General features: G+C 71.7%; 15 protein-coding genes. 4 read left to right on the forward strand and 11 right to left on the reverse strand.

What is annotated here, in order from left to right:
* Nucleotides 1-141 precede the first annotated feature (141 nt).
* Entirely contained in the window at nt 142-1044 is a 903-nt protein-coding gene (locus tag K7396_RS13305) for a S1 family peptidase (RefSeq protein ID WP_086718340.1), read from the reverse strand.
* A 248-nt stretch (nt 1045-1292) separates the two neighbouring features.
* Between K7396_RS13305 and K7396_RS13310 the strand changes: the two genes are divergently transcribed.
* Complete coding sequence (locus K7396_RS13310; RefSeq protein ID WP_152104543.1) at nt 1293-2645, forward strand: M14 family metallopeptidase; 1353 nt, start codon at nt 1293-1295, stop codon at nt 2643-2645.
* Between the two features lie 81 nt (nt 2646-2726).
* On the opposite strand, the gene K7396_RS13315 is transcribed toward K7396_RS13310, so the two are convergent.
* The 7 genes from K7396_RS13315 to K7396_RS13350 form a co-directional block, all read right to left on the reverse strand.
* Nucleotides 2727-2918, reverse strand: coding sequence for a hypothetical protein (locus tag K7396_RS13315; RefSeq protein ID WP_086715786.1), 192 nt, complete (start codon nt 2916-2918; stop codon nt 2727-2729).
* Nucleotides 2919-2928: 10 nt separating this feature from the next.
* Nucleotides 2929-3120 (reverse strand): hypothetical protein, encoded by a 192-nt coding sequence (locus K7396_RS13320; protein WP_086715785.1) that lies wholly within the window; start codon nt 3118-3120, stop codon nt 2929-2931.
* A gap of 9 nt (nt 3121-3129) precedes the next feature.
* On the reverse strand, nt 3130-3321 hold the full coding sequence (locus K7396_RS13325; RefSeq protein WP_086715784.1) for a hypothetical protein: 192 nt from the start codon (nt 3319-3321) through the stop codon (nt 3130-3132).
* Nucleotides 3322-3602: 281 nt separating this feature from the next.
* The gene (locus K7396_RS13335) at nt 3603-5078 is read right to left on the reverse strand and encodes a GntP family permease (RefSeq protein ID WP_152104542.1); all 1476 of its coding nucleotides are present in this window, start codon (nt 5076-5078) and stop codon (nt 3603-3605) included.
* A gap of 179 nt (nt 5079-5257) precedes the next feature.
* Nucleotides 5258-5668, reverse strand: a complete 411-nt coding sequence (locus tag K7396_RS13340) for a RidA family protein (protein WP_152104541.1) — start codon at nt 5666-5668, stop codon at nt 5258-5260.
* 50 nt (nt 5669-5718) lie between these two features.
* The gene (locus K7396_RS13345; protein ID WP_152104540.1) at nt 5719-6471 is read right to left on the reverse strand and encodes an IclR family transcriptional regulator; all 753 of its coding nucleotides are present in this window, start codon (nt 6469-6471) and stop codon (nt 5719-5721) included.
* A 76-nt stretch (nt 6472-6547) separates the two neighbouring features.
* Nucleotides 6548-7567: a sugar kinase gene (locus K7396_RS13350; protein WP_233476799.1), complete on the reverse strand. Its 1020-nt coding sequence runs from the start codon at nt 7565-7567 to the stop codon at nt 6548-6550.
* A gap of 321 nt (nt 7568-7888) precedes the next feature.
* On the opposite strand from K7396_RS13350, the gene K7396_RS13355 reads away from it, so the two are divergent.
* Both K7396_RS13355 and K7396_RS13360 read left to right on the forward strand, forming a co-directional pair.
* Nucleotides 7889-9178 carry an amino acid deaminase gene (locus K7396_RS13355; protein ID WP_086718356.1) on the forward strand — a complete coding sequence of 430 codons (1290 nt, stop codon included), beginning with the start codon at nt 7889-7891 and terminating at the stop codon, nt 9176-9178.
* A gap of 54 nt (nt 9179-9232) precedes the next feature.
* On the forward strand, nt 9233-10873 hold the full coding sequence (locus K7396_RS13360) for an N-acyl-D-amino-acid deacylase family protein (RefSeq protein WP_086718357.1): 1641 nt from the start codon (nt 9233-9235) through the stop codon (nt 10871-10873).
* Between the two features lie 33 nt (nt 10874-10906).
* Here K7396_RS13360 and K7396_RS13365 read toward each other — a convergent pair whose 3' ends face one another.
* From K7396_RS13365 to K7396_RS13375, 3 genes are all read right to left on the reverse strand, one after another.
* On the reverse strand, nt 10907-12409 hold the full coding sequence (locus tag K7396_RS13365) for an eCIS core domain-containing protein (protein ID WP_373866911.1): 1503 nt from the start codon (nt 12407-12409) through the stop codon (nt 10907-10909).
* 174 nt (nt 12410-12583) lie between these two features.
* A complete protein-coding gene (locus K7396_RS13370) occupies nt 12584-14029 on the reverse strand; it encodes a glyceraldehyde-3-phosphate dehydrogenase (RefSeq protein WP_086718358.1) in 1446 nt (481 codons plus the stop codon).
* 231 nt (nt 14030-14260) lie between these two features.
* Nucleotides 14261-16114 (reverse strand): P-loop NTPase fold protein, encoded by a 1854-nt coding sequence (locus K7396_RS13375; RefSeq protein ID WP_086718359.1) that lies wholly within the window; start codon nt 16112-16114, stop codon nt 14261-14263.
* A 179-nt stretch (nt 16115-16293) separates the two neighbouring features.
* Between K7396_RS13375 and K7396_RS13380 the strand changes: the two genes are divergently transcribed.
* On the forward strand, nt 16294-17505 hold the full coding sequence (locus K7396_RS13380; protein ID WP_086718360.1) for a pyridoxal phosphate-dependent aminotransferase: 1212 nt from the start codon (nt 16294-16296) through the stop codon (nt 17503-17505).
* The last annotated feature ends 4 nt before the right edge of the window (nt 17506-17509 follow it).

Here is a 17509-nt window from a genome sequence, read left to right on the forward strand (position 1 = left end):
GGTTCCGCGCCGCACCCGGCCGCCGGCCCCGGTTCCACCGGCGAATTCAAGGCAGATATCGCCATGCCGCCGGGTCCCGCGCGACACCACCGGGTCCCGCGCACCCCGTGCGCGGGACCCGGCGTCGCGCCTCACGTCATGTCACCCGCGGGTGGCCGCCGGCTTCGGCAGCGTGCACCCGGCCGCGTTCAGGTCCAGCTTGTTGCCGGCGCCGAAGCACTTGGGTATCCCGTAGGTCTCCTCGGCGTAGTTGGTGCCCTGGTGCACCGTGACGTTGCCGTTCTCGTCGACCTCGCACGGGTTGTTGACGGTGCACTTCTCGCCGTCCTCGTTGCCCGTGTTGTTGATGGCCGTCACCTTGCCGGTGGCGTTGTCGATCACCGGCGATCCGGAGGTGCCGCCGATCGTCTTGCACTGCGGGGTGTAGCGGACCGAGTCCTTCCAGGTCCAGCCGCCTTCCTTGAGGGTGGGCACGAAGCCGTCGATGTTGCAGGTGTAGATCTTCTTCCAGTAACCGGAGACCACACTGATCGCCGCGCCCTTGACCGGGTGGCCGGTGGCCAGCTCCAGCGCCTTGATCCCGTACTTCTGCTCGATCTGGGCGTAGGTCGAGGAGGTCTCGTAGAGCGTGACGTCGGTGTCGGTCATCGTGGCGTAGGCGACCTTGGTGGCCCGGATCGTGCCCGCCCGGCCGGCCGACTTGTCGAGGAGGGTGAAGCTGCGGCTCGACCGCTGGCCGACGATGACCTCGCCGGGGTCCGGCATGCCGCTTTCCAGACAGTGGCCGTTGGACATCACCAGGGCCGGGTCGTTCGGCTGCGAGGTGGGCATCCGGACGACCGAGCCCGAGCAGTTGCTCAGCGCGACGGTGCCGGCGAAGTCCACCGCCTTGGTCCGCTGCTGCGAGGGGTGCTGCGGTGCGAGGTGGCGCTGTGCCTGCGGCGCCGCGTGCTGCGGCGCCGCGTGGGCCGTTCCGACGGTGCCCGCCAGGGCTGCGGCTCCCAGCACGGCCGTGGCCAGGGCGCCGACGAGAGGTCTGTTCATGTGGGGGTCCTCTCCGCTTTATGTCGCCGAAGCGCCTTCGGGCGCCTGCGGCTTTGTCGTGCGCATTGTTGGCGCCACGGCCCGAGGTGGCAATCAATCCGGCGGAAACGATGGGAAGTTGCCCGTTCCGTCCGTTACGGAGACGCCCGCCCGGCGGCGCCGTATCTGGCCGTACGACGCCTTGTCCCGGTCATGCCAACGCACCAACACTGACGCCGTCGCTTCGCTCACACCCCACAGGAGACCGCATGCGACCACGTCTCCGCGGCGGACGGACCACCGTCCTCGCCGCGCTCCTCTCCCTCGCCCTCGCCGCCCCGATCGCCGCCGCCCAGGACCGGACCGCCCCCGCGGCCGGGCCCGCCGCCGGCACCACGGCGCACCCCCGACTCCCCCATCAGTACGAGGTCACCGGCCCCGCCACCCCCGCCCAGCGCACCGCCCTCACCGCGACCGGCGCCACCGTCGACGAGGTCCACGCCGGGAAGGTCGTCATCACGGCGGACCGCGCCCAGGCCCGCGCCGTCCGCCAACTCGGCTACGCCCTGCGCAGATTGCCCGACCCGCCGGCCACCGCGCCCGCCGCACCCGCCGGCGCCGCGGTCAAGGACTTCCCCAGCGGCTACGCGAAGTACCACACCTACGACGAGGCCACGAAGGAGATCGACGCCCTCGTCGCCAAGTACCCGGCCATCCTGAGCAAGCAGGTCATCGGCACCTCCCAGGAGGGCCGCGCCCTGCTCGCCCTCAAGCTCAGCAAGAACGTCACCAAGGACGAGGCGGAGCCCGAGGTCCTCTTCACCGCCCACCAGCACGCCAGGGAACACCTCACCGTCGAGATGGCCCTCTACCTCCTGAACGAGTTCACCTCGAAGTACGGGAGCGACCCCCGCATCACCAAGCTGCTCGACTCCCGTGAGGTCTGGATCATCCCGGACCTCAACCCGGACGGCGGCGCGTACGACATCGCCTCCGGCTCGTTCCGCAGCTGGCGCAAGAACCGCCAGCCCAACACCGGCTCCCGCAACATCGGCACCGACCTCAACCGCAACTGGGACTTCAAGTGGGGCTGCTGCGGCGGCTCTTCGTCCAGCACCTCCTCCGAGACCTACCGCGGCGCGTCCCCCGCCTCCGCCCCCGAGGTCCAGGTCGTCGCGAAGTTCGTCCGCAGCCGGATCGTCGGCGGCACACAGCAGATCAAGGCCGCCATCGACTTCCACACCTACAGCGAACTGGTCCTGTGGCCCTTCGGCTTCACCGACGACGACACCGGCCCCGGTATGACCCGGGACGACCACGACGCCTTCGCCGCCATCGGCAAGGACATGGCCACCACCAACGGCTACACCCCCGAGCAGTCCAGCGACCTGTACATCACCGACGGCTCGATCGACGACTGGCTGTGGGGCGACCAGAAGGTGTTCGCGTACACCTTCGAGATGTACCCGACGTCCTTCCTGGGCGGCGGCTTCTACCCGAAGGACTCGGTGATCCCGAAGGAGACCACCCGCAACCGCGAGGCGGTCCTCCGCCTCCTGGAGATCGCCGACTGCCCGTACCGGGCGATCGGCAAGGAGGGGCAGTACTGCAAGGGAAGCTGATCCGGCCACGGCCGGGACGAGAGGCGGGCCGCGCCACTGCGGCGCGGCCCGCCGCACCCACACGACTACGGGCACGTACGCCTAGAGCAGGTGGTCGGCCTTGCCGGCCTTTATCTCGCGGATGAGCGTGCGGAGAGCTTCGCGGGTGTCGGTCACGTAGGCGTGCTCGGCGCCCGCTACGGCGATGTAGGCGTTGCCTTCTTCGTCGATGCCGAGGCGGAAGCAGGCCGAGCCCTCGGCGCAGAACGGCTCTTCCCAGCGGATGTCTCGCATGGCGACCTCCCTAGAGCAGGTGATCCGCCTTGCCCGCCTTTATGTCACGGATGAGCGTGCGGAGAGCTTCGCGGGTGTCGCTGACGTAGGCGTGCTCGGCGCCCGCCACGGCGATGTAGGCGTTGCCCTGGTCATCGGTCCCTATGCGGAAGCAGTTGTTGCCTTCGCCGCAGTAGGGCTCTTCCCAGTTGATGTCTTTCATACGGCCTCCCTAGAGCAAGTGATCCGCCTTGCCGGCCTTTATCTCGCGGATGAGCGTGCGGAGTGCCTCGCGGGTGTCGGTCACGTAGGCATCCTCAGCACCCGCCACCGCGATATAAGCGTTGCCCTGACCGTCGGTACCTATGCGAAAGCAGTTGTTGCCTTCCGCGCAGTAGGGGTCTTCCCAGGCAATCTGAGCCATGTGGCCCTCCTCAGAGCTGTCGGACGATGCGGTGAATAAAGTCCCGAGATTCGCGCGCCCCGAGCGTACGGGCATGCATCCAGCCCATGCCTGTGTGATGCGCGCCTGTGACGGTGAGTGGGGGTTCGGGGAGTCGTCCGAGCCCGGCGACGGGACGCGGTTGTGGGCGGTGCTGCCGCGCGAGGGGGCACGGGCGTACGGGCGCGTGGCATGACGCGCAGGGGACGCCGGATGCCGGGCGCCCCCTGTGCGTAAAGGAGACAAGATGTCGCGACCCGCGCCTACACGACCAGGCTCACCAGCGCCGCCACCGCGAATCCGGCCACCGAGAGGACGGACTCCAGCACGGTCCAGGACTTGAGGGTGTCGCGTTCCGTGATCCCGAAGTACTTGCTGACCATCCAGAAGCCGCCGTCGTTCACATGCGAGGCGAAGATCGAGCCTGCCGAGATGGCCATGATGATCAGGGCGAGGTGGGGCTGGGACAGGTCCTGGCCCTCGACGAGGGGGACGACGATGCCGGCGGTGGTGACGATGGCGACCGTGGCGGAGCCCTGGGCTACGCGGAGGACGAGGGAGAGGAGGTAGGCGAGGACGATGACGGGGAGGCCGACGTCGTGGAAGGTGTCGGAGAGGGCGGTGGCGACACCGCTGCCCTTGAGGACGGCGCCGAAGATGCCGCCCGCGCCGACGACCAGGATGATGTTGCCGACCGGCTTGAGGGAGGCGGTGGAGACCGTCTCCAGGGACGTGCGGGACCAGCCGCGGCGGATGCCCAGCAGGTAGTAGGACATCAGCAGGGCGATCGTCAGGGCGACGAAGGGGTGGCCGAAGAACTCGATCACCGAGCGGCCGGTGGAGGGGGCCAGGGCGATGGAGGAGAAGGTCGCCAGGAGGATGAGGAGCAGCGGGGTGCCGATGATGGTGAGGACCGTGGCCAGGGGGACCGGCCTCTCGTCGGGCGTGGCGCCGGCCGTCGCCTTCTGCGCGGCGACCGCGGCCTTGGCCTCGTCCGCCGCCTCGACCATGTCCTGGGGGACGGGGACGAAGAGGCGCTTGCCGATCCAGGCCGCGTAGCCCCAGGCGGCAAGCACGGCCGGGATGCCGCAGAGGACGCCCATGAGGATGATCCAGCCGAGGTCGACCTTGAAGAGGCCGGCGGCGGCGACCGGGCCGGGGTGCGGCGGCAGGAAGGCGTGGGTCATGGACAGGCCCGCCAGCAGCGGCATGCAGTAGAGCAGGATCGACTTTCCGCTGCGCTTGGCGGCCGCGTAGACGATCGGGGCGAGGACGAAGATGCCGACGTCGAAGAAGACCGGGATGCCGAAGATCAGGCCGGTCAGGCCCATGGCGAGCGGTTCGCGCCGCTCGCCGAAGAGGCGGAGCAGCCGGGAGCTCAACACCTCGGCGCCGCCGGAGACTTCGAGGATCGCGCCGAGCATGGTGCCCAGGCCGATGATGATGGCGACGTGGCCGAGGATGCCGCCCATGCCGGTCTCGATCATCGAGACGGCGTCGGATTTCTGGACCGTGCCGAAGAGTTCGGTGACGGAGAGGCCGGCGGCCAGGCCCACCGCGATGGAGACCGTCAGCAGTGCGACGAACGGCTGCAGCCGGACCTTGATGATCAGGACGAGGAGCAGGGCGATGCCCAGGGCGGCGACCGTGAGGAGCCCCGCGGTGCCCGGTATCAGGGCGGTCAGTCCACCGGTGTGGGGTGGTGGCGCGGGGGCGGCGGGCGCGGCGGCGAGGAACATGGGGTGACTCCGTTGTCAGGCAGGGGCGGTTTCCGGGCAGGTCCGGGTGGCCCCTGGAAGGCATCTCCAGGCAGGGGGGTCCGCGGCACGGCGCCCCGTCGGTACGGGGCGCCGTGCCGTGCGGCGAACAGTGCGCTCGGGGTGGCGCTAACGGCAGGCGGAGCAAGGGTTCTTCGGCCTCAGCTCAGGACGGCGAGGGCGTCGATCTCGATGAGCAGGCCCTTGGGCAGGCCGACGTAGACGGTGGTGCGGGCGGCGGGGGCCTCCTTGAGGCCCTGCTCCTCGAAGTAGGCGTTGTAGATCGCGTTCATCTCGGCGAAGTGGTCCACGTCGGTGAGGTAGACGCGGATCATCATCGCGTCGTCCCAGCTCGCGCCGCCCTCTTCGAGGATGGCCTGGACGTTGGCGAGGGTCTGCAGGGTCTGCTCGCGCAGGGTGGGGCCGGCCGGGGTGGGGGCCTGGCCCTCGACGGCGGGGAGGAAGCCGACCTGGCCCGCGACCTGGAGGATGTTGCCCTTCTTGACGCCGTGGGAGAACTTCGCGGGCGGGGTGGTGTGGGTGGCCGGGGTGAGCGCGATCTTCTCGGTCATGGTGTTCAGGCTTCCTGTGCGGGACCCGTGGTCGCTCACGGGGCCGGTGGTCACTGGGGAATGGCGGTTCCGGAGTACTCCCGGCTGATGGTGTCGGCGGTGCGGCGCACCAGCGGGAGCAGCGTGAGGAGTTCCTCGGCGGTGACGACGACGTTCGGCGCGGAGACCGACATGGCGGCGACCACGCGGCCGTCCGTGCCGCGGATGGGTGCCGCGACGCAGTTGATGGACTCCTCGTGGCCACCGAGGTCGGTGGCCCAGCCCTGATCGCCGACCTTGGCCAGTTCGGCCAGGAAGGCCGTGGCGTTCGGGGTCGAACGGGACGTGTAGAGGGGGTAGTCGAGCTTCTCCGCGAGGGCGCGGCGCTCGGGTTCGGGCAGGTCGGCGAGGAGCAGCTTGGCGACCGCGGCGACGGTGATCGCGACGGGCTTGCCGATCCGGGAGTACATCCGGACCGGGTAGCGGCTCTCGACCTTGTCGATGTAGAGGACCTCGTTCTCCTCGTGGACGGCGAGGTGGACGGTGTGGCCGCACCTCTCGTTGAGTTCGACGAGGTGGGGGTGGGCGATCTCGCGGACGTCGAGGTTCTCGACGGCCTGCTGGGCGAGGTTGAAGAGCCGGGCGCCGAGACGGTAGCGCTGGTCGGACTGGCGGTAGACGAGGCCGTGTTCGTGCAGGGTGCGCAGCAGGCGGAGGGCCGTGGACTTGTGGACGCCGAGGCGGTCGGCGACCTGCCCGAGGTCGGCGGGTCCTTCGGCGAGCAGCGGCAGGATGCTCAGCGCGCGGTCGACGGTCTGGCTCATGCGCGTGCCCCGCTTCGCCCGTCCCTGCCGTCGCCGGGGGCGCGCCTCTCGTCGGGGGCTGTCTCGCGTCGCTCGTTCACGGTGTCCGTACCTCCTCGTCGGCCCGGTGGCCGCCGGCGCCGGCTTCGGTCCAGCCGGGGCCGAGGTGCAGTCTCTCCCAGGCCGCGTCGTCGAGGTCCGCCAGGCGGTCGGCGTGGGCGCGGCCGGGCGGGGTGGCGAGGTCGCCGGGGTGGGTGAGGGCCGCGGCGGCCCACAGGTGGCCGTGGCGGATGCGGGTGCGGTCCGGCAGGCCGCGCAGGGTGGCGGAGAGGAACCCGGCGGCGAAGGCGTCGCCGGCGCCGGTGGCCGCCACGAGATCGACGTTCAGGGAGGGGACGAAGGTGGTGGGGGCGGCACCGGCGCGCTCGCCCGTCGCCGTGGTGCGCCGGAACACGGTGGCGCCGCGGCGGCCCTGCTTGACGACCAGGAGGGCCGGTTCCGGCAGGGCGTCGCTGATGGCCCGGGCCCCGTGCAGGCCCCAGGCGTCCCGGGCCTCGTCGTCGCCGACGAAGACCAGGTCGGCGCCCCGGGCGAGGTCGAGCAGCTCCCTTGCCCCGGCCGCCTCGCGCCAGAGGCCCGGCCGGTAGTTGACGTCGAAGGAGAGCAGCGGGCGCCCGGGGCGGCGGGCGGTCAGCTCGCGCATCAGGCCGAGGCAGCTCGCGGAGAGCGCCGCCGTGATGCCGGACAGGTGCAGGATCCGGCCGGAGCGGAGCGCGGCGGGGTCCAGGTCCGCGGCGGTCATGGCGGAGGCGGCGGAGCCGGCGCGGTAGTAGGCGACCTCGTGGGTGTCGCCGGCGCGGTCGCCCGCGGTGCGGAAGTAGACGCCGGTGGGGCGCAGCGGGTCGCGCCGGACGTGGCTGACGTCGACGCCGCAGCCGGCGACGGCGGTCAGCAGGTGGTCGCCGAAGCCGTCGGCGCCGACCGCGGAGATCCAGCGCGTGGTGTGGCCGGTGCGGGCGAGGGTGCAGGCGACGTTGGACTCGGCGCCGCCGATGGCGCGGTCGAAGGACGGTACGTCGGCGAGCCGGCCGGGCCGGGTCGGCAGGAAGGTGACCATGGACTCGCCGAGACAGACGACGTCGACGTCCGGGGCGGGCGTGCCGTCCCGGGCGGGGGTGCCGCCGGCGTTCGAGGGCCTGGTCACGATCGGTTCCGCTCCTTCGCTGTGGTGCCTGCCCGGACCGGGTGGCGCGCGGGTGCGGGCCGGGTGCGGCACGGGATCCGGGCCCCGGTGCGGCGCGGTGTGCGGGCCGTTTCCCGCCGCTTCCGGCCGCGTTGGGCACCGTTGACCGGGCGATGGCTCGGATGTTAGACAGCGGTCAGCGATATGCGCAATGACTGTTGCAGACAGTGCAACGCGGACTTTTGAGGAGGCCCCATGGCCGGCGAACGGCTCGCGCAGGGACTCGCGGAACTCGCCGGCGAGCGGGTCGATCACCGCTTCAAGGGGCTCCCCCCGGACGCCGAGGGCCGGACCGTCGGCGAGCTCGCCGCCGAGCGCCGCAACCTCTTCCGCGACGGGTTCACCACCCCCGTCCTCGCCCTCTCCGCCGAGTCCGTCGCCCACAACCTGGCCCTGCTGGAGACCTACACCGAGCGGCACGGCCTGGCCTTCGCCCCGCACGGCAAGACCTGCATGGCGCCGCAGCTCTTCGCCCGCCAGCTGGCGCACGGCGCCTGGGGCATCACCGCCGCCGTCCCCCACCAGGTCCGCGTCTACCGCCGTTTCGGCATCGACCGGATCTTCCTGGCCAACGAGCTGGTGGACGCGGCCGCGCTGCGCTGGCTGGCCGCCGAGCTCGCCGCCGACCCCGGCTTCCGCTTCGTGTGCTACGTCGACTCGCTGCGCGGCATCGAGCTGATGGACACCGCGCTGCGCGAGGCCGGCGCCACCCGCCCCGTGGACGTCGTCGTCGAACTCGGCGCGGGCGAGGGCGCCCGTACCGGCGTGCGGACCGGGGCCGAGTGCCTGGAACTCGCCGACGCCATCGCGGGCGTGGACACCCTGCGCCTGGTGGGCGTCGCCGGGTACGAGGGCGAGGTGCCCGACGCCACCCCCGAGCGGGTCACGGCCTGGCTGCGCCGACTGGTCGCCCTGGCCGTGGAGTTCGACGCGTCGGGCCGGTTCGCCGACCTCGACCGGATCATCGTCAGCGCCGGCGGCAGCGCCTGGTTCGACGCGGTGGCCGAGGTCTTCGCCGAGGTCCCCGAGCTGTCCGCCCCGGTCCTCAAGCTGCTGCGCTCGGGTGCCTACGTCTCGCACGACGACGGCCACTACAGCGCGGTCACCCCCTTCCGCCGCATCCCGGAGGAGGGCGCCCTGCGGCCCGCGTTCCGCCTCTGGGCACAGGTCGTCTCCCGCCCCACGCCCGAGCAGGCGTTCCTCAACGCGGGCAAGCGCGACGCGGCCCACGACCTGCATCTGCCGCGGGCCCAGGTCGTACGGTCCGGCCGGGACGGCACCCTGCGCCCGGCGGACGGCATCACCGTCACCGGCCTGTCCGACCAGCACGCCTGGGTCGCCACCGAGCGGCCCGGCGACCTGGAGGTCGGTGACTGGGTGGGGCTGGGCCTGTCCCATCCCTGCACGTCCTTCGACAAGTGGCAGCTGATCCCGCTGGTCGAGGAGGACGGCACGGTCACCGACTACCTCCGCACCTTCTTCTAGAAGGGCCGGGCCAGGACCGGAAGCCCGCAGGCACCGAGAAAGGCAGTCCCAGCCATGGACACCGTGCTCCGCGACGTCCGCGTCCTCGACGGGTCCGGCGGTCCGTCCTACCGCGCCGATGTCGCCCTGGCCGGCGGCCGGATCGCCGTGATCCACCGCGAGACCGACGGCGGCCCGCGCCCGGGCGCCGCCCGCGTGGTGGACGGCCACGGCCTCGCCCTCTCCCCCGGCTTCATCGACATGCACGCGCACAGCGACCTCGCGCTGCTGCGCGACCCGGCGCACGAGGCGAAGGCCGCCCAGGGCGTCACCCTCGAAGTCCTCGGCCAGGACGGCCTGTCGTACGCCCCGGTCGACGACCGGACCCTCGCCGAGGTCCGCACCCAGATCACCGGCTGGAACGGCGGCGGCCCCGGCGACACCTCCGTCGACTTCACCTGGCGCACCGTCGGCGGCTACCTCGACCGGCTCGACCACGGCTTCGACGGCCACGGCATCGCCGTCAACGCCGCCTACCTCGTCCCGCAGGGCACCGTCCGGATGCTGGCCCTGGGCTGGGACGACCGCCCCGCCGGCGCCGACGAGCTGACGCGGATGAAGCAGCTGGTCGCCGAGGGCCTGGAGCAGGGCGCGGTGGGGCTGTCCTCGGGTCTGACCTACACCCCGGGGATGTACGCCTCCGACGCGGAACTGACCGAACTGTGCCGGGTGGTGGCCCGCTACGACGGCTACTACTGCCCGCACCACCGCTCCTACGGGGCCGGCGCCCTGCGGGCGTACGAGGAGATGGTGGCGCTCACCCGCGAGGCCGGCTGTGCGCTGCACCTGGCGCACGCCACCATGAACTTCGGCGTCAACGAGGGCCGCGCGCCCGAGCTGCTGGCGCTCCTGGACGGCGCGCTGGACGCCGGCGCCGACCTCACCCTCGACACGTACCCCTACACCCCCGGCTGCACGACCCTGGTCGCGATGCTGCCGAGCTGGGCGAGCGAGGGCGGCCCGGAGGCGATCCTGGCCCGCCTGCGCGACGAGGCGACGGCCGGGCGCATCCGCCGGGTCATGGAGGTCGAGGGCGCAGACGGCTGCCACGGGGTGCCCATCGAGTGGGACACCATCGAGATCTCCGGGGTCGCCGACCCGGCGCTGTCCGGCTACGTCGGCAAGACCGTCGCCCGCAGCGCGGCGGAGCGCGGCGAGGAGCCGTGGACGACCGCCCGGCGCCTGCTGACCGAGGACCGCCTGGGCTCGACGATCCTGCAGCACGTCGGCCACGAGGACAACGTCCGCCGGATCATGCGCCACCGGGTCCACACCGGTGGCAGCGACGGCATCCTCCAGGGCCACAAGCCGCATCCGCGCGCGTACGGGACCTTCCCCCAGTACCTCGGCCGGTACGTCCGCGAACTGGGGGTGCTGTCCCTGGAGGAGTGCGTCGCCCATCTGACCGGCCGCCCGGCCGCGCGTCTGCGGCTCCCCGACCGCGGCCTCGTCCGGGCCGGCTACCGCGCCGACCTCGTCCTCTTCGACCCGGAGACGGTCGCCGCCGGGTCCACCTTCGACGCCCCGCGCACCCTGCCCACCGGCATCCCGCATGTGCTGATCGACGGCCGGTTCGTGATGGAGGACGGCCGGCGGACGGATGTCCTGGCGGGGCGGGCGGTACGGCGGACGGCGACGGGGCGCGGCCGGGGATAGGGCCGGGACGCCGCCGGGCCGCGGCAGTGCGCGTCACACGGCTGCCACGGCCGCCTCCCCCGGCAGCGGCGTCCCCGACTTGTTGCCCACGACGTCCACGTCCGCGACGAACAGCTGGAACAGCAGCTGGCTCGGTCCGGCCTCCCGGCCCTTCTTGCTCTTGGCCCCCTGCGCGACGGCGATGCTGAACGGCTCGTTCTCCTCCGCCTTCACCCCGATGTAGCCGGGCAGCGCGCCCTCGTTGGCGCTGGCGTTCTGGTAGTCGCCGTCGTGGGCGCCGCGGATCAGCTCGCTGTTGTAGGAGGGCCCGAGGGCCATGTGCTGCGGCTGGAAGAGGAGTTCGTGCGCACCGGGCTTCAGCGTGAACTTCAGCATGACCTGATACGCCTCGCCGCCCATGCCGTGGTACGCCTCGGCCTGGGCCCGGTCCCCGAGGTGGGCACCGATGGTCATGCCCTTGTGCTGGGTCTTGAACTCCTTGGCCGAGCCCTGGCCGTCCGCCACGTACGCCAGGGCGGCGGCCCGCGCGGGACTGCCCCAGTACTCCACGATGCCGACCGCCTCTTCGAGGCTCATGGAGCGGTACAGCTCCAGCTTCCCCGCCGTCGCCGGCTTGCTCTGCAACTGGCGCAGGAGGTCCGGGCCGACGGTCGCGACGATCTCCTCCATCGTCCGGCCCTTCCCCGCCTTGGCCTTCTTGTTCTTCTTGGCCGCGTTGGCGAGGCCGACCTTGGCGGTGGCCATGTCCTTCGTGGCCCTGCCGTCGGCGCCCATGATCCCCGCCCGGCGTTCCCAGTGCTCGGTGGTCATGACGTTCTGCGGGTTCGCCGGGTTGTCGTGGTCGTAGGCGCGCTGCACGGCGGGGCGGACGGCGGGCCCGGGAGCGGGCGCCGTGCGGCGTTGCAGGCTCTGGGCGGCCGGGTGGCCGGCGACCATGACCCGTACGGCGTTCGCCTCGGCTTCGCGCTCGAAGCGGTCGGACGGGTCGGAGACCTGCAGCCCGCTGCCGTTGTCGGCACCGGCGACGGGGCCCTGGCGCTGCTGGATGACGTGGGTGAGTTCGTGGGCCAGGGTGTGCTTGTCCGCACCGCCCTCCCCGATGACGACGTGATGGCCGCTGGTGTAGGCATGGGCACCGACTTCGGCGGCCGAGGCCCGCGCGGCGGCGTCGTGGTGGATGCGGACGTCGGAGAAGTCCGCGCCCAGCCGCGCTTCCATGTCGGCCCGGGTGGCGGCGTCCAGCGGCCGGCCGGGCGTGCGCAGCACCTCGTGGACGGCGGAGCGCTGCACCGCGGGCTGCGCCGCCGGCTCGGGACCGGCCTGCCGGTGGCCGCATCCGGCGCCGTGCCGATGCTGCTCCTGGGACCACGGGTGGCCGGCCTGACGGAGCATCTGGACGACCGCGGCGTTGCCGGCGCCGGCCGGCAGGGCGGGCACGCCGGCGCGCGGCGGTGCGGACGGGGCGGGCGCGGGCTTGTGTACCGGGGTACGGCCGCTGCCCGCTGCGGCATGTCCGGCCTGCTCGTGATGGTGCACGGGGGTCCCTCTTCCGGCGCGAGTTCGTCGACCCTTTCTGGATACGTGCCGGGGATTCACCGGGGCAAGGTACGAAAGGGCAGCATGTGCTGACCGGACGGGCGGAGTGACGACGCCGGCCCTCCCGCCGCCGAGGGGCGGTGGGAGGGCCGGCGGATGAAGCGGTTCCCGGGCTCAGGCCTCCGGAGCCGGGTAGGTCGGGTACTCCACGCCGGAGACGTGCTGGACGACCCGGATGACCTGGCAGGAGTAGCCGAACTCGTTGTCGTACCAGAGGTAGAGGATCGCGTTGTCGCCGTCGACCTTGGTCGCGCCGGCGTCGACGATCGAGGCGTGCCGCGAGCCCATGAAGTCGCTCGACACCGCGTCGGGGGCGCTGGTGAAGTCGATCTGGCGCTTGAGCGGCGAGTTCAGCGACACGTCGCGGAGGTGGTCGAGGACCTCCTCGCGGGTGGTCTCCCGGCCGAGCCGCAGGCTGAGGATCGCGATCGAGACGTCCGGCACCGGCACCCGGATCGAGCTGCCGGTGATCGGGGCGGTGAGCTCGGGCAGCGCCTTGGCGACGGCCGAGGCGGCACCGGTCTCGGTGATGACCATGTTGAGCGGCGCGGAGCGGCCGCGGCGGTCGGCCTTGTGGTAATTGTCCAGCAGGTTCTGGTCGTTGGTGAACGAGTGGACGGTCTCCACGTGGCCGCGCAGCACGCCGTACTCGTCCGCCATCGCCTTCAGCGGCGGGACGATCGCGTTGGTGGTGCAGGAGGCGCAGGACAGGATCTGCTCGTCCGGCTTGATCGTGTCGTGGTTGACGCCGTGCACGATGTTGGGGACGTCGCCCTTGCCCGGCGCGGTCAGGACGACCTTGTCGATGCCGGGGCGCAGGTGCTTCGACAGGCCCGCGCGGTCGCGCCACTTGCCCGTGTTGTCGATGAGGATGGCGTCCTTGATGCCGTACGCCGTGTAGTCGACCTCGGAGGGGTCGTTGGCGTAGATCACCTTGATCTCGTTGCCGTTGGCGATGATCGTGCTGTTCGCCTCGTCGACGGTGATCGTGCCCTGGAACTGCCCGTGGATGGAGTCGCGGCGCAGCAGCGAGGCGCGCTTGACGATGTCCTGGTCGCCGCCCTGGCGGACGACGATGGCGCGCAGCCGCAGGCCGTTGCCGGAACCGGTCTTCTCGATCAGCAGCCGGGCGACGAGGCGGCCGATGCGGCCGAAGCCGTAGAGGACGACATCGCGCGGCTCGCGGCGCTCGATCTTGTCGGTACCGGTGGCGCCGGCGACGGCCTCGGCGGTGAACTCCGCCACCGACAGACCACGGTCGTCGCTGCGGTACGCCTCGGCGAGCAGGGCGATGTCGATCTGGGACGGGCCGAGGTCGAGCGAGGTGAGTGCCTGCAGGAACGGCAGCGTCTCGGTGACCGAGAGTTCCACGCCGGCGATCTGCCGGGCGAACCGGTGGGTCTTGAGGATGCTGACCACCGACTTGTTCACCAAGGAGCGGCTGTGCAGCAGGACCGTCACGTCCTGCTCACGGTGCAGCTTCCCGATGATCGGGATCATCGACTCCGCGATCTCCTCGCGGTTCTTCCAGTTGGTGAACGAGTCGTCATTGACAGTCACAGGCTTATCTTTCGAGCTAGGCGGTGCTCATATGCTAGCGCCCCGCTCTTTTCATCATTCAAACGGTGCCCCCTGAGCGGGGCGCGCACGCAGGAATCAGCACCACACTCGGGGCGGAATGCACCGGTATGCCGGACTACCGGTTTCCTGTTTGCGGCACTTTCGGCGCTTACGTCGCTGTGTGACCCGTGCCATGGCAGGGACGTGTGCCATGGCAGCGGCGTGCGCGCCCTACCCCGCCTCGGCCGCGCGCACGATCAGCCGCTCGATCTCGCTGCCGCTGCTCGTCATATGCGCCGCCAGCTCCCGGGCCACCGCCTCGCGTTCCGGAGTGACGCGGCCCGCGTAGAAGACGACCGGGCCGGTGTAGCGGCCGTCGCGGCGCAGGCGCGCGACGTGCTCCAGGCCCTCCCGGGGATTACCGCCCCGCTCGATGTCGGAGATGATCAGCGTCGGCGTCTCGACGGCGAGCGCGTCGTCGGCGGCGCGGGAGTCCTCGGCGATCCGCACCACCGCGCCCGCCGCCCGGAACGCGCCGGCCAGTGAGTCGTTGTTCCGCGGATGGTCGTCCACCCACAGGATGCGCACCCCCCGCAACAGGTCCGCGCGGGAGGGCGCGGTCCGCGCCCCGCTCCGCGCCGAGGAGGGCACCCGGGCCGGGGGCGGCCCGGAGTACGCGACGGGCTCCGGCCGCACCTCCGCCGGGAGTGCGGCCCCCTCGCGCAGCCGGCGCAGCAGCTCACCGGACCGGGGCAGCGCCACCAGGCCGTCGATCAGCGAGGTGAACTCCTGGTCGCCCACCATCTCGGGGAATCCGCTGGGCAGTTGGCGCTCCAGCCGGCTCAGCACCACACCCGACCGCCTCACATCCTCTTCCGGCAGGTCGTGCTCGCGCAGGAAACGGGTCACCGTCGGCAGCTCGGCCTCGGGGATCCGGCCGGGGGCCCGCAGCAGCGCGCGCACCCGCTGGTAGGTGCGGAACTCGGCGATCACATCGCCCGTACCGGAGCCGGCCGCCCCGGCCACCATCCGGTAGAAGTCGGGGTAGAAGTACTGCAGGAGCAGCGTCCTGACCACCGCCTCGGGCGCGAACTCGTCCCACATCGGGTTGAGCGTCGCCTCCAGCACGAAGCCGTTCACCAGGCGCTTGATGCGGCGGGGGTTGCGGGCCGAGCGCTCCGCGAGCAGCGTGGTCAGCCGGTCGTCCAGGAGCTGGTCGATCCCGACGGTCCGGGCGCACCGCCGGATGTACTCCCGCACGCCCTGCTGGTCGGCCACCGGAATCCGGTAACTCGTCTGGAAGATCTTCTCCATGAAAGCCGAGGCGGCCGGGGAGGCATCGCGCAACAGCCCGCCCGGGGCGAGCGCCGAGCGGTCGCACCCGATGACGAACGCCAGGCCCGGTACGTCCAGATAGATCTTCACCGCCTCGCAGACCGCGAGCACGGTCTCCTCCGGGCAGCGGTCGAGGTCGTCGATGAAGACGACCAGCAGCCGGCGCGGCCGGAAGCCGTCGGACTCCGACCACTCCTGCACCAGCTCACCGATCGCCCCGCGCATCTCGTTGCGCGCCTGGGAGTCGACGGACAGGGTCCGCCACAGCTCGTCGACCAGACCGCCCACCCCGAGCGGTCCCGCGGCGAGGGTCGTCACCGCCCGTACGGCCCGCAGCAGCGCCCGCCGTTCGGACAGCCGCTGCAGCGCGCGCCGCAGCACGCGCCGGTCGAAGCGCATCAGGACGGACTTGATCAGCCCTTCCAGCGCGTCGGCCCCCTGCGAGGTCCAGGCGTTGTACCAGACGGTGTGCACGTCGGGGGCGTGCGCCAGCTCCGCGTCGACCAGCCGCATCAGGCTGCTCTTGCCCATGCCCCAGCCTGCGTCGACGGCCAGCGTGAACGGGGTGGAGCCGCGGGAGGCGACCAGCAGCCCGGCGAGCTGGCGGGCCGCCCGGCCGGCGCCGAGCAGATCGTCGTCGGGTCCGGCCACCGGTTCGTCGTTGAGCAGCGCGAAGGGGCCGCGCGACGAGGGTGCGGGCGCCGCGGCCGGGGAGGCGGCGGGCGGGGGTAAGTACGCCGAGGTGGTCATGCGCCCGGAGCGTACCGAGCCACGCTGCCGCCCGCTGGCCCGCCGCCGGGCGCCCCGAGGGCGGCGCCCGGCGGCGGGCCACGGTGCGTCACTACGCGTGACGCACTCCACACCGTCCGCCGACGGACGTGGGGAAGAACACCGGGCACGGTCCGAAACGCGCCCGTAAGGTGGCGGACATGCAGGTGATCCAGTCAACGAAGCTCGCCAACGTCTGCTACGAGATCCGTGGCCCGGTGCTCGAGGAGGCCATGCGGCTGGAGGCGGCGGGTCACCGCATCCTCAAGCTCAACACCGGCAACCCGGCGGCGTTCGGCTTCGAGTGCCCGCCCGAGATCCTGGAGGACATCCTCCGCTCGGTCGGCACCGCGCACGGCTACGGCGACGCGAAGGGCCTGCTCTCCGCCCGCCGCGCGGTGATGCAGCACTACCAGACCAAGGGCATCGACCTCTCCGTCGACGACATCTACCTCGGCAACGGCGTCTCCGAGCTCATCCAGATGTCCATGCAGGCGCTGCTGGACGACGGCGACGAGGTCCTGGTGCCGGCCCCGGACTACCCGCTGTGGACGGCGTCGGTCTCCCTCTCCGGCGGCACCGCCGTGCACTACCGCTGCGACGAGCAGGCGGACTGGATGCCGGACCTCGCCGACATCGAGCGCAAGGTCACCGACCGCACCAAGGCCATCGTCGTCATCAACCCCAACAACCCCACGGGTGCGGTGTACGACGACGAGCTGCTGCGGGGCATCGCGGAGATCGCCCGGCGGCACAACCTGATCGTCTGCGCCGACGAGATCTACGACAAGATCCTCTACGACGGCGTCACCCACACCCCCTTCGCCTCGCTCGCCCCCGACCTGCTGACGCTGACCTTCAACGGCCTGTCGAAGTCGTACCGGGTGGCCGGCTACCGCAGCGGCTGGATGGCGGTCTGCGGCCCGAAGGCGCACGCCGCCTCGTACATCGAGGGCCTGACGATCCTCGCCAACATGCGGCTGTGCGCCAACATGCCTGCCCAGCACGCGGTCGCCACGGCCCTCGGCGGCCGCCAGTCGATCAACGAACTGGTACTGCCCGGCGGCCGGCTGCTGGAGCAGCGCGACACCGCGTACGAGCTGCTGACGCAGATCCCCGGCGTCAGCTGCGTCAAGCCGAAGGGCGCGCTCTACGCCTTCCCGCGGCTGGACCCCCACGTCTACAAGGTCAAGGACGACCGGCGGATGGTGCTCGACCTGCTGCGCGCCGAGAAGATCATGATCGTGCACGGCACCGGCTTCAACTGGCCCGAGCCGGACCACTTCCGGCTGGTCACGCTGCCCAGCAAGGACGATCTGACGGACGCCGTCACCCGGATCGGCTCCTTCCTCGACGGCTACGGACAGTACTGACCCG

The organism is Streptomyces angustmyceticus (genome assembly GCF_019933235.1).
Lineage (GTDB): Bacteria > Actinomycetota > Actinomycetes > Streptomycetales > Streptomycetaceae > Streptomyces > Streptomyces angustmyceticus.